This window comes from Chelativorans sp., assembly GCF_031180965.1.
Taxonomy (GTDB): domain Bacteria; phylum Pseudomonadota; class Alphaproteobacteria; order Rhizobiales; family Rhizobiaceae; genus Chelativorans.
The window spans coordinates 57,364-80,328 of sequence record NZ_JAPSLH010000017.1 but is presented as its reverse complement, the minus strand read 5'-3'; the positions used below and the strand labels follow the sequence as shown (position 1 = coordinate 80,328).

The 22,965-nt window shown below is 66.2% G+C and carries 22 protein-coding genes and 1 other RNA gene; 3 read left to right on the top strand and 20 right to left on the bottom strand.

The annotated features are described in order from the left end of the window. Positions 1-344 precede the first annotated feature (344 nt). The 12 genes from murB to mraZ form a co-directional block, all read right to left on the bottom strand. Positions 345-1,310 (bottom strand): UDP-N-acetylmuramate dehydrogenase, encoded by a 966-nt coding sequence (murB, locus tag RIN79_RS14010; RefSeq protein WP_309085288.1) that lies wholly within the window; start codon positions 1,308-1,310, stop codon positions 345-347. After that, a complete protein-coding gene (gene murC, locus RIN79_RS14005; RefSeq protein WP_309085287.1) occupies positions 1,307-2,704 on the bottom strand; it encodes a UDP-N-acetylmuramate--L-alanine ligase in 1,398 nt (465 codons plus the stop codon). Before murC ends, murB begins: the two co-directional genes overlap by 4 nt. Then, the gene (gene murG, locus RIN79_RS14000; RefSeq protein WP_309085286.1) at positions 2,701-3,828 is read right to left on the bottom strand and encodes an undecaprenyldiphospho-muramoylpentapeptide beta-N-acetylglucosaminyltransferase; all 1,128 of its coding nucleotides are present in this window, start codon (positions 3,826-3,828) and stop codon (positions 2,701-2,703) included. Before murG ends, murC begins: the two co-directional genes overlap by 4 nt. Further along, a complete protein-coding gene (gene ftsW / locus RIN79_RS13995; RefSeq protein ID WP_309085285.1) occupies positions 3,829-4,983 on the bottom strand; it encodes a putative lipid II flippase FtsW in 1,155 nt (384 codons plus the stop codon). After that, entirely contained in the window at positions 4,980-6,383 is a 1,404-nt protein-coding gene (gene murD, locus RIN79_RS13990) for a UDP-N-acetylmuramoyl-L-alanine--D-glutamate ligase (protein ID WP_309085284.1), read from the bottom strand. The genes ftsW and murD overlap by 4 nt, the downstream gene beginning before the upstream one ends. 220 nt (positions 6,384-6,603) lie before the next feature. Beyond that, complete coding sequence (mraY, locus tag RIN79_RS13985) at positions 6,604-7,686, bottom strand: phospho-N-acetylmuramoyl-pentapeptide-transferase (protein ID WP_309085283.1); 1,083 nt, start codon at positions 7,684-7,686, stop codon at positions 6,604-6,606. Between the two features lie 37 nt (positions 7,687-7,723). Next, on the bottom strand, positions 7,724-9,157 hold the full coding sequence (locus RIN79_RS13980) for a UDP-N-acetylmuramoylalanyl-D-glutamyl-2,6-diaminopimelate--D-alanyl-D-alanine ligase (RefSeq protein WP_309085282.1): 1,434 nt from the start codon (positions 9,155-9,157) through the stop codon (positions 7,724-7,726). Next, positions 9,154-10,605, bottom strand: coding sequence for a UDP-N-acetylmuramoyl-L-alanyl-D-glutamate--2,6-diaminopimelate ligase (locus tag RIN79_RS13975; protein ID WP_309085281.1), 1,452 nt, complete (start codon positions 10,603-10,605; stop codon positions 9,154-9,156). The genes RIN79_RS13980 and RIN79_RS13975 overlap by 4 nt, the downstream gene beginning before the upstream one ends. 47 nt (positions 10,606-10,652) lie before the next feature. Continuing rightward, on the bottom strand, positions 10,653-12,374 hold the full coding sequence (locus tag RIN79_RS13970) for a penicillin-binding protein 2 (protein WP_309085280.1): 1,722 nt from the start codon (positions 12,372-12,374) through the stop codon (positions 10,653-10,655). After that, positions 12,371-12,754 carry a hypothetical protein gene (locus RIN79_RS13965; protein WP_309085279.1) on the bottom strand — a complete coding sequence of 128 codons (384 nt, stop codon included), beginning with the start codon at positions 12,752-12,754 and terminating at the stop codon, positions 12,371-12,373. Before RIN79_RS13965 ends, RIN79_RS13970 begins: the two co-directional genes overlap by 4 nt. A gap of 4 nt (positions 12,755-12,758) precedes the next feature. Further along, positions 12,759-13,778: a 16S rRNA (cytosine(1402)-N(4))-methyltransferase RsmH gene (gene rsmH / locus RIN79_RS13960; RefSeq protein ID WP_309085278.1), complete on the bottom strand. Its 1,020-nt coding sequence runs from the start codon at positions 13,776-13,778 to the stop codon at positions 12,759-12,761. Then, the gene (mraZ, locus tag RIN79_RS13955; RefSeq protein WP_309085277.1) at positions 13,775-14,242 is read right to left on the bottom strand and encodes a division/cell wall cluster transcriptional repressor MraZ; all 468 of its coding nucleotides are present in this window, start codon (positions 14,240-14,242) and stop codon (positions 13,775-13,777) included. The genes rsmH and mraZ overlap by 4 nt, the downstream gene beginning before the upstream one ends. 389 nt (positions 14,243-14,631) lie before the next feature. Between mraZ and RIN79_RS13950 the strand changes: the two genes are divergently transcribed. Continuing rightward, entirely contained in the window at positions 14,632-15,015 is a 384-nt protein-coding gene (locus RIN79_RS13950; protein WP_309085276.1) for a VOC family protein, read from the top strand. A 95-nt stretch (positions 15,016-15,110) separates the two neighbouring features. Here the strand turns inward: RIN79_RS13950 and rnpB are convergent. The 7 genes from rnpB to RIN79_RS13915 all read right to left on the bottom strand — a co-directional run bounded on the left by rnpB (position 15,111) and on the right by RIN79_RS13915 (position 19,423). Beyond that, positions 15,111-15,547, bottom strand: an RNA gene (gene rnpB / locus RIN79_RS13945) — RNase P RNA component class A. A 44-nt stretch (positions 15,548-15,591) separates the two neighbouring features. Then, complete coding sequence (locus RIN79_RS13940) at positions 15,592-16,275, bottom strand: transglycosylase SLT domain-containing protein (RefSeq protein WP_309085275.1); 684 nt, start codon at positions 16,273-16,275, stop codon at positions 15,592-15,594. Between the two features lie 185 nt (positions 16,276-16,460). After that, a complete protein-coding gene (locus tag RIN79_RS13935) occupies positions 16,461-17,216 on the bottom strand; it encodes an N-acetylmuramoyl-L-alanine amidase (RefSeq protein ID WP_309085274.1) in 756 nt (251 codons plus the stop codon). Further along, positions 17,213-17,923 (bottom strand): DnaJ family molecular chaperone, encoded by a 711-nt coding sequence (locus RIN79_RS13930; protein ID WP_309085273.1) that lies wholly within the window; start codon positions 17,921-17,923, stop codon positions 17,213-17,215. Before RIN79_RS13930 ends, RIN79_RS13935 begins: the two co-directional genes overlap by 4 nt. Before the next feature lie 229 nt (positions 17,924-18,152). Further along, on the bottom strand, positions 18,153-18,383 hold the full coding sequence (locus RIN79_RS13925; RefSeq protein ID WP_309085272.1) for a hypothetical protein: 231 nt from the start codon (positions 18,381-18,383) through the stop codon (positions 18,153-18,155). A gap of 216 nt (positions 18,384-18,599) precedes the next feature. Next, on the bottom strand, positions 18,600-19,085 hold the full coding sequence (locus RIN79_RS13920) for an SRPBCC domain-containing protein (protein WP_309085271.1): 486 nt from the start codon (positions 19,083-19,085) through the stop codon (positions 18,600-18,602). Beyond that, the gene (locus RIN79_RS13915) at positions 19,082-19,423 is read right to left on the bottom strand and encodes a metalloregulator ArsR/SmtB family transcription factor (protein ID WP_309085270.1); all 342 of its coding nucleotides are present in this window, start codon (positions 19,421-19,423) and stop codon (positions 19,082-19,084) included. Before RIN79_RS13915 ends, RIN79_RS13920 begins: the two co-directional genes overlap by 4 nt. 201 nt (positions 19,424-19,624) lie before the next feature. Between RIN79_RS13915 and RIN79_RS13910 the strand changes: the two genes are divergently transcribed. Both RIN79_RS13910 and RIN79_RS13905 read left to right on the top strand, forming a co-directional pair. Then, positions 19,625-20,872, top strand: coding sequence for a DUF3419 family protein (locus tag RIN79_RS13910; protein WP_309085269.1), 1,248 nt, complete (start codon positions 19,625-19,627; stop codon positions 20,870-20,872). Next, the gene (locus RIN79_RS13905; RefSeq protein ID WP_309085268.1) at positions 20,869-21,531 is read left to right on the top strand and encodes a methyltransferase domain-containing protein; all 663 of its coding nucleotides are present in this window, start codon (positions 20,869-20,871) and stop codon (positions 21,529-21,531) included. Before RIN79_RS13910 ends, RIN79_RS13905 begins: the two co-directional genes overlap by 4 nt. A gap of 14 nt (positions 21,532-21,545) precedes the next feature. Here the strand turns inward: RIN79_RS13905 and RIN79_RS13900 are convergent, their stop codons facing one another. Beyond that, on the bottom strand, positions 21,546-22,943 hold the full coding sequence (locus RIN79_RS13900) for a serine hydrolase (RefSeq protein WP_309085267.1): 1,398 nt from the start codon (positions 22,941-22,943) through the stop codon (positions 21,546-21,548). Positions 22,944-22,965: the final 22 nt, after the last annotated feature.

Sequence of the window (22,965 nt, the reverse complement as noted above, 5' to 3'; positions counted from 1 at the left end):
CCTGCTTTGCCGCGTTTTTACGGCGCCGGGCTGTCTTGTCCCCTCCGGGTCCCCGAAGGAACCCGGCCCCGCGCCACACTCGCGACTCAAATCAGGAAACGCTTGAGGGCAGAGAATCAGAGAGTTGATTCAGTGGCAAGGCCTTGGGATTCCGAAGGATTCAAATTTGCGTAAAATTTGCGGAATGTGATGGGAGGACGTGGAGAGGACGGCACCCCTTCGCGCTCCCTCTGCCCTGCCGGGCATCTCTCCCACAAGGGGGGGAAATCGGCTGTCACCGACACTTTTGCCATCCGGCGAATTGCAGAACGAGCGCCTGAGCAGCGGCCGCCGCGCGGCGGGACCTAAAGCATCTGCCCCAGGAACGGATCGACCGCGTGGCCGGGCCTGAACTCGCCGATCCGCTTGATCTCCCATTCCAGCCGGATGCCGGAATTCTCGAGGACCCGGGCGCGCACGGTCTCGCTGAGATATTCGAGATCGAAGCCGGTCGCGGTGCCGGTATTGATCATGAAATTGCAGTGCATGGGCGACATCTGCGCCCCGCCGATCATCAGTCCCCGGCAGCCGGCCTTGTCGATCTCCTTCCAGGCGGAGGTGCCTTCCGGATTCTTGAAGGTCGAGCCGCCCGTCTTCTCCCGTATGGGCTGAACCGTCTCGCGATGGTGCTGCACCGCGTCCATGGCGGCGCGGATAGCGTCCCGCTCCTCGGGATAGCCTTCGAGGACGGCGGAGGTGAAGATCAGGTCCGGCGCAGCATCCGAATGGCGGTAGGAATAGCCCATCTGCGCATTGGAAAAGACGTGCAGGTCGCCCTTGCGGTCGAGGGCGCGCACCTCCACCACCCGCTCGCGCGTCTCCACCCCGTTGGCGCCCGCATTCATGCGCAGCGCGCCGCCGAGACCGCCGGGGATGCCGTGGTAGAAATGAAAGCCGCCGATGCCGGCCTCGAGCGCCACGGCCGCCAGCCTCTTGTCGGGGATGGCCGCGCCTGCCCTGATCCGCGTCGGAGAGATCACCTCCGCATCGCCAAAACCCTTTGCCGAGAGCCGCACGACAAAGCCGCGGATGCCGCCGTCGCGCACCAGGAGGTTGGAGCCGATGCCGACGACGGTGACCGGGATTTCCTCCGGCACCGCGCGCAGGAAGGTGGCAAGGTCCTCCTCGTCCTGCGGCTGGAAGATCGCGTCCGCCTCGCCGCCGGCGCGGAACCAGGTGATCTTGTCCATCCCTGCATCGGCGGTGAGCCGACCGCGCAGGCCAGCGAGCCGGTCGCCGAGCTTTTCCAGAAGCGCCGAGCCGTGGGTCACGAGGCAAGCTCCTTGGGCAGGGCATAGGCCCACTGGGTGATGCTGCCGGCGCCGAGGAATACCACGAAATCGCCTTCCTTCGCCGTCTCGCGCACGATGGGCGCGATCGCCTCGGGTCCCTCAATGAAGCGCGCGTCGCGGTGGCCGGCGGCCCTGAGACTCGCTACAAGGGCTTCCGAGGTGATGCCCTCGATGGGCGCCTCTCCCGCCGTATAGACCGGGGCGACCATCACCATGTCGGCATCGTTGAAGCAGGACGAAAATTCGTCGAAGAGGTCGCGCAGCCGCGTGAAGCGGTGCGGCTGGGCTATGGCGATGATGCGCCCGGCGGTGGCCTCGCGCGCGGCCCTGAGCACGGCGCGGATCTCCACCGGATGGTGGCCGTAGTCGTCGAAGATGCTGACGCCGTTCCAGGTGCCGGTCAGCGTGAAGCGGCGCTTGACGCCGCCGAAGGCGGAAAGGCCCTTGCGGATGGCGTCCTCGCCGATGCCGAGTTCGTTGGCGACGGCGATCGCCGCGGTGGCGTTGGAGACGTTGTGCCGGCCGGGCATGGGCAGGCGCAAGCCTTCGATCCTCCTCGTGCCGTCCGCCTTCCGCCCGCGCAGCGTGACGTCGAACACCGAATGGCCGCCATCCATGCGGTGGTTCTCAAAACGCACATCGGCCTGCAGATTGGCGCCGTAGGTGACGACGCGGCGATCCTCGATCCGGGACACCAGCGCCTGCACCTCCGGATGGTCGATGCACATGACGCCGAAGCCGTAGAAGGGGACATTCTCGACGAACTGGCGGAACGCCTCGCGCACCCGGTCGAAGGAGCCGTAGTGGTCGAGATGCTCGGGATCGATATTGGTGACGACCGCGATCTCGGCCGGCAGTTTCAGGAAGGTGCCGTCGCTCTCGTCGGCCTCAACGACCATCCAGTCGCCCTTGCCCATGCGCGCATTGGTGCCATAGGCGTTGATGATGCCGCCATTGATGACGGTGGGGTCGAGGCCGCCGGCCTCGAGGAGCGCGGCGACGAGCGAGGTGGTGGTCGTCTTGCCGTGGGTGCCGCCGATGGCGACCGCCTGACGGAAGCGCATGAGCTCGGCGAGCATTTCGGCGCGGCGCACGATGGGCAGGAGGCGCTCGCGCGCGGCGACATATTCAGGATTGTCGCGCTTGATCGCGCTGGAGATCACCACGACCTCCGCGTCGCCGAGATTCTCCGCCGCATGGCCAACGAAGGTCTTGATGCCCTTCTCGGAGAGGCGCTGCACATTGGCGTTCTCCGACTGGTCGGAGCCCTGCACCTGGTAGCCGAGCGTATGCAGCGCCTCGGCAATGCCGCTCATGCCGATGCCGCCTATGCCGATGAAGTGCACCACGCCTATGGTCTGCGGCATCTTCATGAGCTTCTTCTCCGTTTGAACTGCGTCGGCCCTTCCCCCGAGGCAATAGCTTCTGTGAGGTCGGCAAGCAATCGCGCAGCGTCCGGCCGGCCGACGGCGCGGGCCGCGGCGGCCATGGCGGAGAGTTTTTCCGGCGCGCCCATGGCCACTTCCAGGATGCCGCCGAGGCGTTCGGGCGTCAGCTTCGGCTGCGGCACGATCTCGGCGCCGCCGGCCGTTTCGAGGGCGGCCGCGTTCGCCGCCTGGTCGTGGTCGAGCGCGTGCGGGTATGGAACCAGGATCGCAGGCCTGCCGATGACGGCGATCTCCGAGACGGTCGAGGCGCCGGAGCGGGAGATGACGAGGTGGGCATCGGCGATGCGGCGCGCCATGTCCTGGAAGAAGGGCGAGACCTCCGCCGCCAGGCCGATCTCCCGGTAGGCGGCGGCAAGGCCTGGCTCGTCCTCCGCCCGCGCCTGCTGCGTGATGGAGAGCCGCGCGCGCAGGGCCTCGGGCAGGAGGCGGACCGCTTCCGGCAGCACCTGCGAGAAATACTGGGCGCCCTGGCTGCCGCCGAAGACGAGAAGGCGGAAGGTCTCGCGCGGGCCGGCCGGCACATAGGGGGTGGTCGCGGCCTCGATGACGGCGGGGCGGACGGGGTTTCCCGTGACGACTGTCTTCTCGGCAAACTGCCCCTGATCCTCCGGCAGGAACCCGCCGGCAATGGCGGTGACCCTGGCGGCAAGCGCCTTGTTGGCGCGGCCCATCACGGCATTCTGCTCATGGATGAGCGTCGGCACGCCCCGCCTCGTCGCCGCATAGACCGGCGGCAGGGTGGGATAGCCGCCGAAGCCGACGACCGCCGCCGGCTGCAGCCGCTTGATGAGCGCGGAGGACTGCCGCACGCCGCGCCAGATGGCAAGGCCGCTCCTTAGAAGGCCGAGCGGATTGCCCGAGCCGAAGGTGGCGGACTGGACAGCATGGGTCTCCTCGGCCGGGAAGGCGCCGGCAAAGCGCGCGGCCCTGTCATCGGTCGCCAGATGGACGGACCAGCCGCGCCCGACAAGCGCATGGGCCAGCGCTTCGGCCGGAAACAGATGGCCGCCCGTGCCGCCGGCGCAAAGAAGGACCGTCCTTTCCGCCATCTAGCCGGCCGCCGCCGCCCGGCCGGAGACGCTGGAGATGCCGGCGGGGCGGCGCCTTTCGGGCCTGCGGCGCGCCAGCGCCAGCACGATGCCCATGGAGATGGCCATGGCGATCAGCGAGGAGCCGCCATAGGAGATGAAGGGCAGCGTCATGCCCTTGGCCGGCATCATGCGCACATTGACGGCCATGTTGATGATGGACTGCAGGCCAAAGAGGATGACGAGGCCTGAGAGCGCGTAGCGGGTGAAATCGTCTTCCTGGCGGCGCGCGAGCGACAGGCCGCGCAGGACGATGAAGGCGAAGAGCGAGAGGATGATGAGGCACATCAGGAGGCCGAATTCCTCGCCCGCCACGGCGAAGACGAAGTCCGTATGGCTGTCGGGCAGGATGCGCTTGACCGAGCCCTCGCCCGGTCCCTGGCCAAGCCACCCGCCGCGCGTCATGGCTTCAAGGCTCATATCCACCTGGTAGGTGTCGCCTTCGCCGGTGACGAAGCGGTCGATGCGGTCGGCCACATGCGGGAAGACGGAATAGGCGGCGACGGCGCCGGCGACGCCCGCCGCGCCGAGCAGAATGATCCAGAACCAGGGCATGCCGGCGATGAAGAACATGGCGCCCCAGGTGCCGAGCACCAGCAGCGTCTGGCCGAGATCGGGCTGGGCGACGAGCAGCGCCACGACGAGGCCGAGCAGCAGCATGGCGAACAGATTGCCGGGGATTTCCGGCTGCCGCGCATGCTCGGCAAAGAGCCAGGCGCAGATCACCACGAAGGCGGGCTTCAGATATTCGGAGGGCTGGATGGAGACGCCGAAGAGATAGATCCAGCGCCGCGAGCCCTTCACCTCCATGCCGATGAAGAGCGTGGCGATCATCAGGAGGAGCGAGGCGCCGAGCATCACGAGCGCCAGCCGCCGCACGAGGCGCGGATCGAGGAAGGAGACGCCGATGAGCACCACGACGGCGGGGATCATGAAGGTGATCTGCCGCGTGACGAAATGGAAGCTGTCGAGGCCGATGCGTTCGGCCACCGCCGGGCTTGCCGCGAAGGAGAGCACGACGCCGAGCCCCATGAGCATCAGGAACGCCGCCAGGAACCATCGGTCGACGGTCCACCACCAATTCGCCACGAGACTGCGGTCGGAACGGCTGATCATTTCCCCTGCTCCCCGATGGGCTCCACGCCGGCGAGCGAAAGCACCGCCTGACGGAACGCCTCTCCCCTTACCTCGAAATTCCTAAATTGATCGAAACTGGCACAGGCCGGCGACAACAAGACGACCGCCTCGCCCGCCGGATCGCCGGCCGCGTCGCGCGCGGCATGTTCGACGGCGGCGGGAATGGTTCCCGATATCTCGTAAGGCGCGGCCTCGCCTATCGTGGCGGCAAAGACGGGGGCCGCCTCGCCGACAAGATAGGCTTTGGCGATGCGCGGGAAGAATGGCCTCAGGCTCTCGATGCCCCCCGACTTCGGCAGGCCTCCGGCGATCCAGTAGATGCGCGGGAAGGAGGAGAGCGCCGGCGCCGCCGCATCGGCATTCGTGGCCTTCGAATCATTGACGAAGAGGACGCGGCCGAGGCGGCCGACTTGCTCCATGCGGTGGGCGAGCCCGGGAAAGCTGCGGAATCCCGCCTGAATCTCGTCTGGGGAGAGACCGCAGGCGAGGCAGGCGGCGGCCGCGGCGAGCGCGTTCTGCGCATTGTGCCGCCCGCGCAAGGAGCCTATGCCTTCCACCGAGAGGAGCGGCTTCGCCGAACTCTGTTCGGCCTTGAAGAGCTGCGCGCCTTCGCAGAAAAGGCCATCCTCGAGCCTCCGCGTGACGGAAATCCGCACCACATTGCGGCCCGATGCTTCCAGACGATCCGCGATCGCCCGGCAATAGTCGTCGTCGATGCCGATAATTGCGGTGCCGCTGCCGGCAACCAGCCGCTCCTTCACCTCGGCATAGTGCTCCATGGTGCCGTGCCGGTCGAGATGGTCCGGCGTCAGGTTGAGGAGCACGCCGGCGGAAGGGTCGAGCGTCGGCGCAAGGTCGATCTGATAGGACGAGCACTCGATTACGTAGTGGCGCTCGGGCGCGGGCGGCTCCAGCGTCATGACGGCGCGGCCGATATTGCCGCCCATTTGCGTGTCGCGGCCGGCCGCCTTAAGCACATGGGCCGTCAGCGCCGTGGTGGTCGACTTTCCGTTGGTTCCGGTGATGGCGATGAGCGGGGCTTCCGGCGCCCGCGCCCGCCGCTCGCGCACGAAAAGCTCGATATCGCCGATGATCTCGGCGCCCGCCGCCCGCGCAAGCTCCGCGCTCCAATGCGGGCGCGGATGGGTGAGCGGGACCCCCGGAGCAAGAAGCAGCGTATCGACAGCGCTCCAGTCGGCCTCGCGCAGATCGCCCGTAACGATCCCCTCGGCTTTCGCCTTCGCGACGCTTTCAGGATTGTCGTCCCAGGCAAGCACCTCAGCTCCGCCGGCGATGAGCGCATGCGCCGTCGCGATGCCGGAGCCGCCGAGGCCGAAGACAGCGACTTTCCTGCCCTTGAATGTGGTGGCGGCGATCACGGGCACCTTCCGGCGGAAACGCCGAGCCCGTCGCGCCCCCCTCTGTCCTGCAGGACATCTCCCCCGCAAGGGGGGAGATCGATCGTCGCAGCCGATTTCGCCAATCGTCCACGTTGCAGAATGGGCGCCAAAGCAAGCGGCCACCGGCTCTCCCCCCTTGCGGGGGGGATGGGCGGAAGCCCATAGGGGAGCAACGTGGAGCGCCGCGTCATCGCAAGGCCTACCGCAACTTCAGCGTCGAGAGGCCGATCAGCGCCAGGATGACGGAGATGATCCAGAAGCGGATCACCACCTGGCTTTCCGTCCAGCCGAGCTTTTCGAAATGATGGTGGATCGGCGCCATCAGGAACACCCGCTTGCCGGTGAGCTTGAAGAACGCCACCTGGATGATCACGGAAAAGATCTCGATGACGAACAGACCGCCGATGATGGCGAGCACGATCTCGTGCTTGGTGGCGACGGCGATCGTGCCGATCAGGCCGCCGAGGGCCAGCGAGCCCGTGTCGCCCATGAAGATGGCGGCCGGCGGCGCATTGAACCAGAGGAAGCCGAGCCCGGCGCCGATGACGGCGCCGAGAATGACGGCAAGCTCGCCCGTCCCCGGCACGAAATGGATCTGCAGGTAGTCGGCGAAGACGGCGTTGCCCGAAAGATAGGCGATGACGCCGAACGAGGCCGCCGCCACCATGACCGGAACGGTGGCCAGCCCATCAAGGCCGTCCGTGAGATTGACGGCATTGCCCGCGCCGACGATCACGAAGGCCGCGACGGGAACGAAGAAGATGCCGAGATTGAGCAGAAGCTCCTTGAAGAAGGGGAAGGTGAGCGAGGAGGAAAATGGCTCCTGCCCTGCCCGCATGATTGCCCAGGCGGCAAAGCCGGCGATCAGGAATTCGAGCGCCAGGCGGAACTTTCCGGAAAAGCCGAGATGCGACTGCTTGGTGACCTTCAGATAGTCGTCATAGAAACCGATCGCGCCGAAGCCGATCGTCACCATGAGAACGACCATGACATAAACGCTGGAAAGATTGGCCCAGATCAGGGAGGAGCCGAGTATGCCGGAGAGGATCATGAGCCCGCCCATGGTGGGCGTGCCCGCCTTCTTGAAATGCGTCTGCGGCCCGTCGGCGCGGATCGGCTGCCCCCGCCCCTGGCGAACGCGCAGCGAGTTGATGACCGCCGGCCCGAAGAGGAAAACGATGAAGGCGGCGGTGATCAGCGCCCCGCCGGTTCGGAAGGTGATATAGCGAAAGACATTGAAGGCGGAAATTGTATCGGCGAACTGTACCAGCAGAAGCAGCATCAGAGGAAATCCTAGCCCGGGCTCATATGCGGCCCTATCACGCCTGCGCCGGTTCTTCGACCACCGCCGGATAGTTTTTCAACAGAGCGTTGACGAGCTTCGAGAAGCCGATCCCGTTCGATGATTTTATCATGACGGCGTCGCCGGGCCTGACGGCGCTCAACAGCAGTTGCTCCAGATCCTCGGCGCCGGCGCGATATTCCACCTGCGGGCCCGCCGGCGGGCTTTCCGCCAGCGCACGCATCTCCGTCCCTGCCAGCAGAAGAATGTCGAGCCTCATCGATGCGATGATGTCGGCGAGGGCGGAATGCAGCTTGGCGGAGTGCTGGCCAAGCTCCAGCATGTCGCCAAGGACCGCGATCCGCCGCCCCTCGCCCGAAACCGGCGTCGCCTGCAGAAGCTCCAGCGCGGCTTTCATGGAAGCCGGATTGGCATTGTAGCTCTCGTCGATCAGCGTGAAGCTGCCCTCGCCGTGGCGCAGCCGGTGGCGCTTGCCGCGTCCGGTTTCCGCCGAAAAGCTGCCGAGGGCGGCCATCAGCTTCGCCACATCGGCACCCGCCAGATAGCCGGCGCCGACGACGGCGAGCGCATTCTGCACCATGTGCCTGCCGGGTGCGCCGATGCGGCCCACCAGTTCCTGCCCGGCCACCTTGATGGTGACTGCGGAGCTGTCGCCCTGCGGCTCGCATTGGGAGAGCCGGAAATGCGCGCGCGCATTCTCGCCGAAACCCCAGATGTTCTTGATGCCCGCTTCCGAGGCCATCTTGGACAGGATCTTGAAGCGCTGGTCGTCACGATTGATGACGGCATGGCCGCCGCGCACGACGCCGGCAAAAATCTCGCCCTTGGCGCGGGCGATGTCGTCCAGGCTGTTGAAGTGACCGAGATGGGCGGCGGCGATGAGCGTGATGATGGCGATATGCGGTTTCACCAGCTTCGTCAGCGGCTCGATCTCGCCCGCATGGTTCATGCCGATCTCGAAGACGGCGTAATCCGTGTCGGCCGGCAGGCGCGCCAGCGTGAGCGGCACGCCCCAATGATTGTTGAAGGACTTGTCGGCGGCGTGCACGCGGCCGACGCCCGACAGGGCATGGCGCAGCATCTCCTTGGTGGTGGTCTTCCCGGCCGACCCGGTGACCGCGATCACCTTGGCCTTGCTGCGCTGGCGAGCCGCCGCGGCCAGATCGCCCAGCGCCTTCAGCACGTCCGGCACCACCACCTTGGGTACCGTGAGGCGGCCGAGCGCGGGGAGCTTGTCCTCGGAAATGACCAGCACGCCGGCCCCGGCCGCCATGGCGGCGGTGGCGAAGTCATGCCCGTCGAAGCGTTCGCCCTTGATGGCGAAAAAAGCCTCGCCGCGGCCGAGGGTGCGGGTGTCGATGGAGATGCCGGTCACGCCTTCCGGCAGAGCCCCGAAAGGGCGGCCGCCGACGGCGGCCACCAGCTCATCCGAAGTCCACAGAAATGTCACGCCCCCCTCTCCTTCAGCGCCTGACGCACCTCCTCATGGTCAGAAAACGGGAACTTCCTGCCGGCGATCTCCTGGCCGATCTCGTGCCCCTTGCCGGCAACGATCAGCGTGTCGCCCGAATGGAGCATGGCGACCGCGGTCCTGATGGCCTCGCGCCGGTCGCCGATCTCAGTGGCTTCCGGCACCGCGTCGAGAATGGCCCGACGGATCACCGCCGGCTCCTCCGAGCGCGGATTGTCGTCCGTGACGATAACGACGTCGGCGAGCCTCCTGGCGATCTCGCCCATGATGGGCCGCTTGCCCGGATCACGGTCGCCGCCGCAGCCGAAGACGACGATGACCCGCCCGGTCGTGAAGGGCCGCACGGCCTGCAGCACGTTTTCCAGCGCTTCCGGCTTGTGCGCGTAGTCCACATAGACCTGCGCGCCGTTCTCAGCCGTGCCGGCGAGTTCCAGGCGGCCCGACGCGCCCTTGAGATGCTCGAGCGCGGCGAGCGCCTCGTCGGCCGCAAGACCCGTTGCGATGGCCAGCCCTGCCGCCACCAGCGCGTTGCCGACCTGGAAGTCGCCCGCCAAAGGCAGGACGAATTCGTAGATCCTGCCCTCGTGCTCCACCTCGGCGCGCTGGCGGTGGCGCTCATGCTCGACGCGCTTGATGGTGAGGAACGTGCCCTTGCGGCCGACGGTGAAGACGCTCAGGCCGGCGGCCGTGGCGGCGTTTTCGGTGGGCGCGGACCAGGGATCGTCGGCGAAGATAACGGCCGGCGCCCCCTTGGGAAGCAGCGTGTCGAACAGGCGGAGCTTGGACTGGTGGTAGTGCTCGACCGTCGGGTGATAGTCCATGTGGTCGCGGCCGAGATTGGTGAAGCCGCCGGCAGCAAGCTTCACGCCGTCGAGCCGCCTCTGGTCGAGGCCGTGGCTGGAGGCTTCCATGGCGCCGTGCGTGACGCCGGACTCCGCGAGTTCCTGCAAAAGCTTGTGCAGCGAGACCGGGTCGGGCGTCGTCAGCTCGCCATAGTCGTCGCGTCCCGGCGCGACCACGCCGGTGGTGCCGATCGAGGCGGCGGCAAGGCCCGCCTGCTCCCAGATCTGGCGCGTGAAGGAGGCGACGGAGGTCTTTCCGCTCGTGCCCGTCACCGCCACCATCGTAGCCGGCTGCGCGCCGTAAAAACGTGCAGCGGCAAGCGCGAGCGCCCGCCGCGGATCGTCCGTTTCGATGACGGGAACGCCAAGGCCGCCGACCGTGCCGGGCCGCGCCACGACGGCGGCGGCGCCCCGCGCCACCGCGTCGGCGGCAAAGGCCGCGCCGTTGGCCTTGGAGCCCGGCAGCGCAAAGAACAGGCAGCCGGGCTCAACCTGCCGGGAATCCGATGAGAGGCCGGAGATCCGAATGTCGCCCGATAGGTTTCCGCCCGGTGGCAAGATGTCGGCAAGTGCGCCCAGATTCATCGCATCCCAGATTTCTTTAGCGGCCTGTCCCGCTCTTCAGGCGGGAATCACTGATAGGAGACCAGCAAAGCCTCACTTTCATGGCCGAAATCCGGCTCGACGCCAAGTAGCGGCGCGGTGCGTCGGATGATGTTTCCCGCGGTGGGCGCGGTATTGAGGCCGGAGGTGGCCGCCATGCCGGGCTTTTCGGACTTGGGCTCGTCCAGGATGACGACCACGACATATTGCGGATCGTTGATGGGAAAGGCGGCGAGGAAGGTGTTGAAGCGCGTGTCCTTGGAGTAGCGGCCGTTGATCACTTTCTCGGCCGTGCCGGTCTTGCCGCCCACATAGAAGCCGGGGACCTCAGCGCGCTTTGCGGAGCCCTTCTCCACATTGAGCCGGAACAGATAGCGGATCTTCTCGCTCGTCTCGGGCGAAATCACCTGGGTTGCGACGGAGGCGGCCTCCTGCTCGCTGCGCGGCAGGAAGGTGGGCGGAATGAGCTTGCCGCCATTCAGCATGGCGACGGCCGCCACGGCGGTCTGCAACGGCGTGGTCGCGACGCCGTGGCCGAAGGAGATGGTGATGGAGTGGAGCTTCTTCCATTCCTTCGGCTCGGTGGGCTGCGCGACCTCCGGCAATTCCGTGCGCATGCGGTCGATGAGGCCGACCTTCTTCAGGAACTCCCGGTGGCCTTCCGTGCCCACCACGTCGGCCATCTTGGCCGTGCCGATATTGGAGGAGTAGATGAAGATCTCGGGCACGGAAAGCACGCGCCGCTTGCCGTGGAAATCGTTGATGGTGAAGCGGCCGAAGCGCAGAGGGCGCGTGGCGTCGAAGCGGTCGTCAAGGCCGACAAGGCCCGAATCCAGCGCCATGGCGGTGGTGAAGAGCTTGAAGGTGGAGCCCATCTCGAACACGCCCGCCGTCATGCGGTTCATGCGGTCCTTTTCGAGCGCGTTGTAGGGGTTGTTCGGGTCGTAGTCCGGCAGCGAGGCCATGGCCAAGACTTCGCCGGTGCGCGCATTGAGGATGGCGCCGCCGGCGGCGATGGCGCGGTAGCGGTCCATGGCCTGCGAAAGCTCGTCATGCAGGATGTACTGGGCACGCAGATCCAGGGCGAGCTTGACCGGCTCCAGCGTCTCGGGCCCGGCAAGGCCGAGCGCCTGAAGATCGGCGAGGCCCTGTTCGTCCACATATTTCTCGATGCCGGCGATGCCCTGATTGTCGATATTGACAAGGCCGAGGATGTGCGAGGCGGTCGGGCCGCCGGGATAGAAGCGGCTCTTCTCCGTGCGGAAGCCGAGACCGGGAATGCCGAGCGCCAGGATGTCGCTCTGCTGGCGCGGCGACAGTTGCCGGCGCAGCCACACGAATCCCGCATCGCTGTCGAGACGGCGGTAGGTCTGCTCGTAGTTGAGGTCCGGCAGGACCGTCTGCAGCTTCTCGATGGCCTCGTCGATATCGACGATGTGGCGCGGCTCGGCGAAGAGCGAGGCGGTCTTGATATCGGTGGCGAGCACCTCGCCGTTCCGGTCGAGAAGGTCGGGCCGCGAGGCGGTGGGGCGGGTCTGCGGCAGGTTCACCTGCGCATCTTCGGCAAGGCCGAGCTGGACCAGCCGCGCGCCGAGCGCGCCATAGACGCCGAAGAGGACGGCCATGGTCATGATGACCCGGCTCTGCGAGCGCCCGCCAGTGGCCTTGCGCCGGCCTTCGACGATGATGGCGTTGGCCGCCTCGTCCGCTTTCCCGGGCCGCCGCAATCTCCAGATCGCCGGAATCTTCATGGCCGCACTCCGCCGGTGGTGGTGAAATCAGTATTCTCCAGGTCAAGGCCACCGTTCTGCGCGATCAGCTCCTCGACGCTGTTCACGCGGAACGGGATGCCGCCGAGCGCGTCGTAGCCGACGATCTGCTGCGGCTGCAGGATCTTGAGTCCGAGTTCCGCTTCATAGGCTTTCGCCAGCCTTTGCAGGCGCGCCGGCTGGGTAAGCAGGCTCCAGTCGGCGTTGAGGACGTCGATCGTATCCTTCTCGAGCTGCACCTGGGTCTGCAGCGCCTTGATGCGGTCCATCATGGCTTCAGCATCGTGCTTGGTCTTGTAGGTGAAGGCCGCCGCCGAAAGCATGACGGTGATCAGGATCACATCGCTGGTGCGGAACAACATAGGACTACCTCGCCTTCTCGCCGAGCTGCTCGGTCACGAACAGCGCCGGCACGCCGAGCATTTTGAGGTCTTCGGGACCTGCCGGGTGGATGCTTCGCCGGGCGGCCCGCAGATGCGCCGAGCGGGCGCGCGGGTTTGCCGCCGTCTCCGCTTCGCCGGGCGCCACGGGCTTCATCGGCTTGTCGAAACCAGGCTGGGCGGCGGCGGCCTCGGGAAGATGGCGCGACTGCGCCTGCGGCCCGGAGCGGGCGGCCAGGAAGCGCTTTACGATGCGGTCCTCCAGCGAGTGGAAGGTGACGACGGCGAGCACGCCGCCGGGCTTGAGGATGCGCTCGGCAGCAAAGAGCGCCCGGGCGAGCTCGCCCAACTCGTCATTGACGAAGATGCGCAAGCCCTGGAAGGCGCGGGTGGCGGGATGGATCTGATCGGGGCGCTTCTGGCCGAGCACCCGCTCTACGATCGCGGAGAGATCCCCGGTCGTCTCGAAAGGCTTTTCCGCGCGCCGTTTCTCAATGGCGCGGGCAATGCGGCCGGCATGGCGCTCCTCGCCAAGCAGGCCGAAGATGCGCGCAAGTTCGCCCGCCTTGAAGCGGTTGACGATATCGGCGGCACTGATCCCATGCCTGCCCATGCGCATATCGAGCGGCCCGTCCTTGCGGAAGGAGAAGCCGCGCTCGGCCTCGTCGAGCTGCATCGAGGAAACGCCGACATCGAGCACAACGCCGTCGAGCGGCTCGCCGGCGATGCGCTCCATTTCCGAGAAGCGGCCATGTTCCAGCCGCAGACGGCCCGGGAATTCCTCGACGAGCGCGCGTCCCGCCGCGATAGCGTCGGGGTCGCGGTCGATGGCGATGACGTCGGCGCCTGCCTCAAGAAGGGCGCGCGTGTAGCCGCCCGCGCCGAAAGTGCCGTCGAGTATCCGCTTTTCGGGCGCCGGCTCCAGCGCCGCGACCACCTCGGCAAGAAGAACCGGAATGTGGCGGGCCGGTCCGCCACCGGCATTTTCGCCGGGGCCCGCCATCATTCCGAGCTCGCGGCCGGCCGGCCTTGCGAGGCCTGCTGCCGCAGTTTGAGGAGCCGTTCGCGCACTTGCGCGCCATAGGCACGCAGCCGCTCCGGCTCCCACATCTGAAAAAAGAGCCCCCGCCCCACAAAGGCGACCTCCGACGTGATCCCCGTATGCTCGCGGATGAAGTCGCTCACCGTGATGCGCCCGTCCTGGTCGAGCTTGAGGAAGCTGCCGTCCCCATGGACGAAGAAGGACATGTCGTCCGCCGTCTGCAGGAACGGATCCTCGAGCGCGATGCGCTGCTCGTACCGGTCGAGAAGATCCGGCCCGCCCACATCCATCGCCGGTATGTCCAGCGCGCGCAGCGCGTAGAGATCGGCAAAGCCGCGTTTTTGCACCACGGACCGGAAATGGGCCGGCACCGAGACCCGCCCCTTCGTGTCGATCTTGTTGATCGCGCTCGATAAAAACCGGTCCATGCTGCGCAACGGCCGTCACTGACGCCCTGCCCCTCTCTCCTGTTTCGACCGCCTGGTGCGGCTCCCCAACAAACCAGCAGCGTCCGCGCGCAGGGGCGTCCCCACACACTGCCCCAACGCAGGCGGCGCTGTGTTCAAAAGACTGACTGGAAACGAGAACTGATGTACTCAATGGGATAGCATGGGCCGATATGGGCGTCAACGGGAATAAGGGCCACAGGGCCCCGGGGCGCCCGTTTTCCTTCTCCGGGAGCCGAACCGAACTTATGATCCATTAAGGCTAAGGAAGTGTTAGGAGCCGCAGCCCGGACAGCTGCGGTCGGGCGCATCTTGCCCTCTATCGCGTCCGCGCGCCGGCTGCCCTAATTCGGTCAAAAGGGAGAGTTCCGATGGCCGTCACCTTCCGCTACATCGTCCATGACGTGGATGCTGCGATCCCGTTCTATGTCGATACCCTCGGCTTTTCGCTGCTCATGCACCCGGCCCCCGGCTTTGCGGCTCTGGCGAAAGGCGATCTGCGGCTTCTCCTGAACAGGCCGGGCGCCGGCGGCGCTGGCCAATCTATGCCCGACGGGCAATCGCCCTCGCCGGGCGGCTGGAACCGGATCCAGATCGAGGTTGAGGATCTGGCCGCGACCGTGGCTCGCATGAAGGAGGAGGGAGGCCGGTTCCGCAGCGAGATCATCTCGGGCAACGGAGGCAAGCAGATCATCATCGAGGATCCGAGCGGAAACCCGATCGAATTGTTCGAGCCGGCGCGGCGAGAGGGCTGATTATTCGGCCGCCGCAAGATGCTGTTCATGCGTGTTCGATTTTGAAAGGCGGCAACGGGCCAGCGCAGGCGGTTGCGCAGGCCTGCCACAGGCAAGGTACCAGCCGGTCTGTAAGCCGGGTTCTGTATGGCCGCGCCGACAAGGCGCGACGTGACGGCCATTCCTCTGGGGCCGATGTCGCCATCGACCTCGTGCAACCTACCCGAACGGCGGGCCGGAAATCGCCCTGAAGGTTGCCCTTCGCGCCGTTCCTATTCGGTCTTGCTCCCGGTGGGGTTTACCGTGCCGCCCCTGTTGCCAGGAGCGCGGTGGGCCCTTACCCCACCCTTTCACCCTTACCCCGCCCGTATTTCGGTTCGCTTCGCCCAGGCGGCGATCGAGCCGAGATACAGGCGGGGCGGTCTGCTTTCTGTGGCACTTTCCCTGGGGTTGCCCCCGCCGGGCATTACCCGGCACCGTATTTCCGTGGAGCCCGGACTTTCCTCACGCGCGGCCTTTCGGCGCTTGCGCGTGCGGCCGTCCGACCGGCTGGTGCCTCGTATAAAGGCATTCGCGCGACAAAAGGCAATGGCCTTCTCATTTGCCGCCGATCAGGCGCTTCACCTTCTGGCAGTAGGCGGACGAGATCGGGTTCATGCGCTTGGCCCCGTGTCCCGCATTGTATTTCAAGATGGCCGAGCAAGTGTCCCCGCCACCGAGCTTGAAGGCCTGGCCGAGATATCTCATGCCGTATTTTATGTTCGTCTCCGGCTCGTAGAGTCCCTGGGCCGATCCGCTATAGCCCATCATCCTCGCCGTCGAAGGCTTGATCTGCATCAGTCCGATCTCGCCGGCCTTGCCGCGCGCTTTGGGCCGATAGTTGCTTTCGAGCGTGACGACGGCGTGGGCAAGGGAAACGGGCACGCCATAGTGCTCCGCACATTGCGAGATGATGGCGTGGAAGGGCCGCGTTCCGACGGTCTTCTCGTCAGTCTTTCCGGACGGCTTGACCGAACCCGTCACCGTGTTGTCGATCCCCGCCTTCGGATCGGTGCTCGCGAGCTTGGCCCCGCCCGGCACCGGACGATGATCGCCGCCCGCTTCGGCGGCCGCATTCCCCGCGCGCAGGACCTGCTTCATCGCCTCTCCGAGGCCGCCTGCCCGCGAGGTTTCCGCTTTGGCGTCGGCGGGAGCCGTCTTCTCAGAAGCCTGTGCAATATTGGAGACGAGCGTCATCGCTCCGGCAGCGACAGCTGCCGCAAAAACCATCTTGATTTTCATTCTTACCCGTTCGTTTTCACCCGCCGCGTTGATCCACGGCGTGTTTTGGTTGCTCGGTGCAACGGATAGGGCGCCCCGTTTCCGATGCCTGGGGTTTTACCGGGGAAGATGAACTGAAAAGGGCAGGCCCGGTCAACAAGCGTGACCGCCTGAAACATAGTTCGAGAAAACCGGCTGCTGCGCCCCTATCCCGGCAGCGCTGCGAGGAGCCTTGCGAGGGTATCCCGGGTAGACGGATCGGCAATCCCGTCAACGCGCGCCGGCCGGAAATGCCGCTGGAAGGCGGCGACGACCGTTTCGGTCTCCTTGTCGAATTGCCCCGAGGGCGCGATGCCGTATCCATAGGCGGCAAGCTGCCTCTGCAGCTCTTCCACGGCCTCCCCTCGCCTGCCCAGCGCGAGGTTCTCGCCGTCGGTGAGCGGCGAGGGTTCCACGAGATGGCCGATGCCGCGGCGGGCCAGCAGTCCCCAGGGGAATTTCTCGCCCGGATCGATCTTGCGGCCCGGCGCTGTGTCGGAATGGGCGAGCACCCTTCGCGGCGGGATCGAGTGACGGCGGCAGATGTCGTGGCAGAGTTGGATCACGGCCTCGATCTGCGTGACCGGAAAGTCGGGATAGCCGAAGCGGTGACCCGGATTGACAATCTCGATGCCGATGGAAAAGGAGTTGACGTCACTCTCGCCGTTCCATGAGCCCTTGCCCGCATGCCAGGCGCGCCCAGCCTCGGGCACCATCTGCACCACCCGCCCGTCCTCGTGAACGAGATAGTGGCAGGAGACCTCGCTGACCGGGCTGCAAAGCCAGTCCTCCGCGCTTTCTCCGGTCTCCATGGCCGTATAGTGGAGGATGAGCGCATCGGGCTTCCGTCCGTCCCGTCGCTCGTTGAAATTGGGTGAGGCGCGGACCGCCGCTTTTGCACAATCGGGTTTGAAGCCCGTCATGCGGGCATCCAGCCCTTTTCGATCTGCTCGAAGGCGGCGTTCAGCGCCGCGAGCCGCGCATTGGCGATGGCCAGGAACTCCGCCGGAACGCCACGCGCCATCAGCCTGTCCGGATGGTTCTGGAACACAAGCTCGCGGTAGCGCCGCTTGATCTCCGGGAAAGGAGTATCCGGGCTGACGCCGAGCAGGAGGAAGGGATCCGACTTGCCGCCGGCCAGATGGCGGGCGCGTATTCGCGCATAGCGGCTCTCGCTGATGGCAAATATATCCGCCACCCGCGCCAGGAAATCGTGCTCGCGCTCGTGCAAGACGCCATCGGCCTTCGCGATATGAAACAACCCGTCGAGAATATCCTCCAGCATCGGGCAGTTCCTGGAGCCCGAGCCGCACAGCCCGGCCATCTGCTCGGCATAGGCCTCGAAGCCGGCGACGTCGCCCTTGGCGAGGTCGTAGAGCCGCATCACATTGCGCATTTCTTCGCGCGGCACCGAGAAGATCTCGTGGAAGGCGCGTACCTCGTTGGGCGAGACCACGCCGTCGGCCTTGGCCATCTTGGCAGAAAGGGCGATGAGCGCGATGGAGAAGGCGACCCGGCGGCGCAGCTCTGGATCGCCGCCCAAAAAGGTGCGCACCGCCTCGACAAGCGCAGACAGCGCGCTGCCCGAGGTGCGCGCGACGAACTCTGAAATGCGGAAGAGAATAGACATTTGATCCGCACTTCTAAAACGATTTGACGGCGATTTCGAGACTGCTTTTTCGTCGCATCCGGTGCTGCGTGGAATTCCAGTCTTTGTCCGGCGTGCCAAGGGAAACCCAGTCCCGCAAAAAAGAGAAAGGCCGGTCCTTCCCGGCCTTTCTGCTTTCCCAAAGCCCGGCCCGAGTATGCTCGAGGGCCGTTCCGCCGAAGCGACGGAGCTTCGGGTACTTTCGCGTGTCTTACTGACCGCCGGTTCCGGCCGCGCCGCCAGCGCCCGTTCCGCCGGCGCCAGTCTGCGCACCGCCTGTGGCCGCACCGCCACCCGCGCCCGCATCGCCGCCAGCCGGGGGCATGGTCTGCTGCGTGCCGCCGGGTTCCACGCTCTGCGTGGTGGTGTCGTCAGTGTCGCCGCAAGCGGCCAGGCCCAGAAGGGCAGTGCCGGACACGAGACCAATCAGAAGCTTCCTCATTACATGTCTCCCTTTCCTTTACGGAGCCCGCATCGGGCAGCCTCCCATCCAATGCGCAGCAAGGCCGGCGGTTTCCTCACATTGGGTGACAGGCTGTTACTTTTGCTGGTGCCGGGAGAAATTCGGGCGGACAGGGGCAGGCGCCCTGGCCCCGCGGCCGACGCTTACCGCGGCGCGGCGAGCAACCGCGACCGCCCCGCTCCTGCGACCTACCCGTCAGCCCGACTGGCCGGTGGCCTTCAGGGTTTCCTCAAGCCGCTGGTAACTTGCTTCCATGCCATGCTCCATGCCCGTCGCCAGCATCGCGCTCCTGGTCTCGGCGTCCGGAAGGGTCATGCGCATCGTCATCAGCGTGCCCTCGCCGTCAGGCTCGAAGACGGTCTCCACATGATTGTCGGGCGTGGGATCGGGCAGATGCATCCGCTCCACATGCACGATCCTCCGGAAGGGTTCGAGGGAGATGAATTCGCCGGTGAGATAGAATCCGCCTCCCTTCCCGTCTGACCACTCGTAGCGGATCTTGCCGCCCGGCTTCGGCTCGTTGATACAGACCGGCATCGTCCACCCATCCGGACCGAGCATCCACTTCTGGATCAGCTGCGTTTCCGTATGGGCGCGGAAGACCGCCTGCGGCGGTGCCGCGAACCGGCGGGTGACGACCACATGCGTATCGCCTTCAGTCTTTAAAGTCAGTCTGCTCATGGCTTTTCCTTCCCTTTTTCCTGGTCCATCCCGGCCAACACCTCGTCGAGCCGGTCGTAATTTTTCGCCAGCGCTTCCCTCATCCAGTTCAGCCACTGGTCGATTTCGGCGATGGCCTCGGGCGCCAGGCGGCATGGCCGCTTGGTGCCGTTCACGCGGCGCGTGATCAGCCCTGCGGTCTCGAGCACTTTGAGATGCCGCGAGACCGCCGGCTGCGACATTTCGAAGGGCTCGGCCAATTCCATCACGGTCGCTTCGCCCAGGGCCAGTCGGGCAAGGATCGCCCGGCGGGTGGGGTCCGCCAGGGCCGAAAACACCGCATCCAGGTCCCGCGTCATTGAGCACTCCTTTATAATAGACAAGTTATATAATTGAAGTGTTATTGTCAAGCGGCTCTGCGAAAGTCAGGTGGAAGGCGCCCAGCAGCACGAAAAGCGCATTGGCGGTGATTCACAGCGCCGTCACAGAGCGTCACGCGACCTTCAACCGGCTGTCATGGACTTCCGCTAGCCCCTTGGACAAGGGATAGGGGCTCAGCCATGACAGATCTCGCCGCCGATATCGGCCTTTCCTCGCGCCGCCGCATCGGAAAGGCCGTCTACCAGAACAGCATCCTTTCCAAAGACGGGCTATCGGAACGGCTCTTCGCCCTCCTCTTCTCGGGCTTGGTCTATCCGCAGATCTGGGAAGACCCGGAGGTGGACATGGCCGCCATGGAACTCGGCGAAGGCCACCGCATGGTGACGATCGCCTCGGGCGGCTGCAATATGCTCGCCTATCTCACGCGCTCGCCCGCGCGCATCGACGTCGTCGATCTCAACGCCGCCCATGTGGCGCTGAACCGGCTGAAGCTCGCCGCCTTTGCCGCGCTGCCGGGCTACGAGGATTTGCTGCGCTTTTTCGGCGAGCCCGGCCACTACGCAAACATGGCCGCCTATGATCGCTTTATCGCCGAGAGGCTGGACGCCCGCTCGCGCCACTACTGGGAATCGCGCGACATGCTCGGCCGGCGGCGGATTGGCGCCTTCGGCCGCGACTTCTATCGCACCGGCCTGCTCGGCTTCTTCATCGCCATGGGCCACCGGGTGGCGAAGCTTCACGGCGTGGACCCGTCCGAGATCATGCAGTCGACCAATCTGCGCGAGCAGCGGCGCTTCTTCGAGGAGCGACTGAAGCCGCTCTTCGACAGGCCGCTGATCCGCTGGGCGACCTCGCGGAAGGCTTCGCTCTTCGGCCTCGGCATTCCGCCGGCGCAGTATGACGCGCTGCTCTCCTCCGGCAACGGCACGATGGCCGAGGTGCTCTGCGCACGGCTGGAAAAGCTGGCCTGCCATTTCCCCCTGAAACAGAACTATTTTGCCTGGGCTGCCTTCGCGCGCCGCTATCCGCGCGAGGGCGAGGCGGAGATGCCCGCCTATCTCAAGCGCGGGAACTTCGCGACGATCCGCGCCAATGCCGGGCGCGCGACCGTCCACCATGCAAATCTGATCGAGCTGCTGACCAGAAAGCCGGCTGCGACCATCGACCGTTTCGTGCTCCTCGACGCGCAGGACTGGATGAGCGACGAGCAGCTCAACGCGCTCTGGACCGAGATCACGCGCACGGCCGCTCCCCAGGCGCGCGTTATCTTCCGCACGGCGGCCCAGCCGAGCCTGCTCCCCGGCCGCCTCTCCCCGGCGCTGCTCGACCAGTGGCGCTACGAATTCGCGCGCTCGCGCGAACTCTCCGCGCGCGACCGCTCGGCGATCTATGGCGGCTTCCACCTTTATGTGAAGAAAGACGCATGAGCGCCGTGGCGGAAAGCCCCTCCCACGCCCGCCTGATGGATGGTGTCTACCGCCATCAGCGCCACATTTACGATCTGACGCGAAAATTCTATCTGCTCGGGCGGGACGATCTGATCGACGCGCTGAAAGTTCCGCGCAACGGCACCGTGCTGGAGCTCGGCTGCGGCACGGGGCGTAATCTCTCCCTCGCCGCGGAGCGATACCCCAAGGCATGGTTCTACGGGATCGACATATCGCGGGTGATGCTCGCAACGGCCGAAAACCGGCTGCGCCGCGAGCATATAGACGATATCGTGCGGCTGGCCGAGGCGGACGCCTCCGATTTCAACGCCGCGGCACTGTTCGGCCGCTCGCGCTTCGACCGCGTCTTCCTTTCCTACGCCCTGTCGATGATCCCGCCCTGGGAGCGGACTATCGCCGCGGCGCTTGATTGCGTGGAGACCGGCGGCTCGTTGCATATCGTGGATTTCGGCCGGCAGGAGCGCCTGCCCGGCTGGTTCCGCCAGGGCTTGCGCCGCTGGCTCTCGGCGTTCCATGTCAGCCCGCGTGATTCATTGCGCGAGGTGCTTGAATCGGAATGCGAGAAGCGCGGCGCAAGCCTCTCTTTCGACTCGCGATTCCGCGGTTATGCGGTGCACGCGGTAGTGCGGCTGCCCTGATTGCGGATCCCCCGTCACCCATCCTCGGCATCGAGCGCCCGGACCACTGCTTCCACCAGCGCCTGCGGCTTGTAGGCGAGCTTCGCCGGCGTCAGGCCCATGCGCAGGACGACCAGCCTGCGCGACGGGAGGATGGTGATTGTCTGCCCGTCATGGCCGATCAGCCAGTAGGCGTCATCGGGCAGGTCGAAGCCGGCGTCGGCATCCTGCCCGAAGGGCGTCGCCACCCGCGGCCCGTGCAGCCACAGCCCCCGTCCATATTCACCGCCGGAGGCCTTTGTGGGCGTCCGCATCCATTCCGCCCAACCCTCGGGCAGAAGTCTTTGCCCTTTCCACACCCCGTCCTGGAGGAGCAGGAGACCAAAGCGTGCCCAATCGCGGGCGGAGGCATAAAGATAGGAGGAGCCCACGAATGTCCCGCGCGCGTCCGTCTCGAAGACCGCCGTTTCCATGCCCAAAGGGTCGAACAGCGCGCGGCGCGGCCATTCCAGAGCCTCCTCGGGCCTCGCAAAGACGTTCTGCCAGGCGCGGGAAGCCATGACGCTCGACCCGCTCGAATAGGCAAACTGCGTGCCGGGCCGGTGGAGCAGCGGCTGGTTGGCGGCGAAGGCGGCCATGTCCGGCTCAAGATAGAGCATGCGCGTGACGTCGCTCACCCCGCCGTAATACTCGTTGAAGGCAAGGCCGCTCTCCATGCCGAGCAGGTGGGCCAAGGTGATCTCCACCCGCCCGTCGCCTGCCCAGCGGGGGAACAGTCCCTTATCGTGGACGGACAGCCTGCCGGCCCCGACAAGCGTGCCGACGATGGCCGCGTTGACGCTCTTCGTCATCGACCAGCCGAGGAGCGGCTGCTCGAAATCGGTGACGCCCGGGCCGAAGCGCTCGCCGATGATGCGCCCGTCCTGCACGATCACCACGGCCCGCATTCCCGGCCCGGTCATGGCCGGATCGTCGAGAATGGCTGCGACGGCCGGTTTCCCCGACACATCGATGCGGATGCCGTCCGGCCAAAGCTCTGTACTGCGCGGCTGCGCCGGCCTGTCGACGAAGAGGCGTGGAGCGGCGGCCATGTCGCCGTCCGGAATTGCTGCGCAGCCGGTGGCGCCGAGATAGGCCGCCAGGCCGTCACCGGCCGAGCCGAACAGCCCTGCCCGGACGCTTGCCTGCGCCGCGTCCACCTCGACCCGCATGAGCCTCAGCAGCGGGTGCCCGGGGGCCTGGACGTCCTCGGCCAGGACCGTCTGCGGGTCGCGGTTGGCCAGGAAGACGTTCGAGCAGACGGTCTTCGCCGCGTAGTTGGCCCCGACGCGGATGAGGTCCGGCGGCGCGAGCCACAGCCAGAGCGCTACCGCCACGAGGGCGGCGACGAGGAAGCCCGCGAGCCATTTCGTGATGGAAAGCGCAATCCGCATGGCCTAATCCCGGAAAACCGAT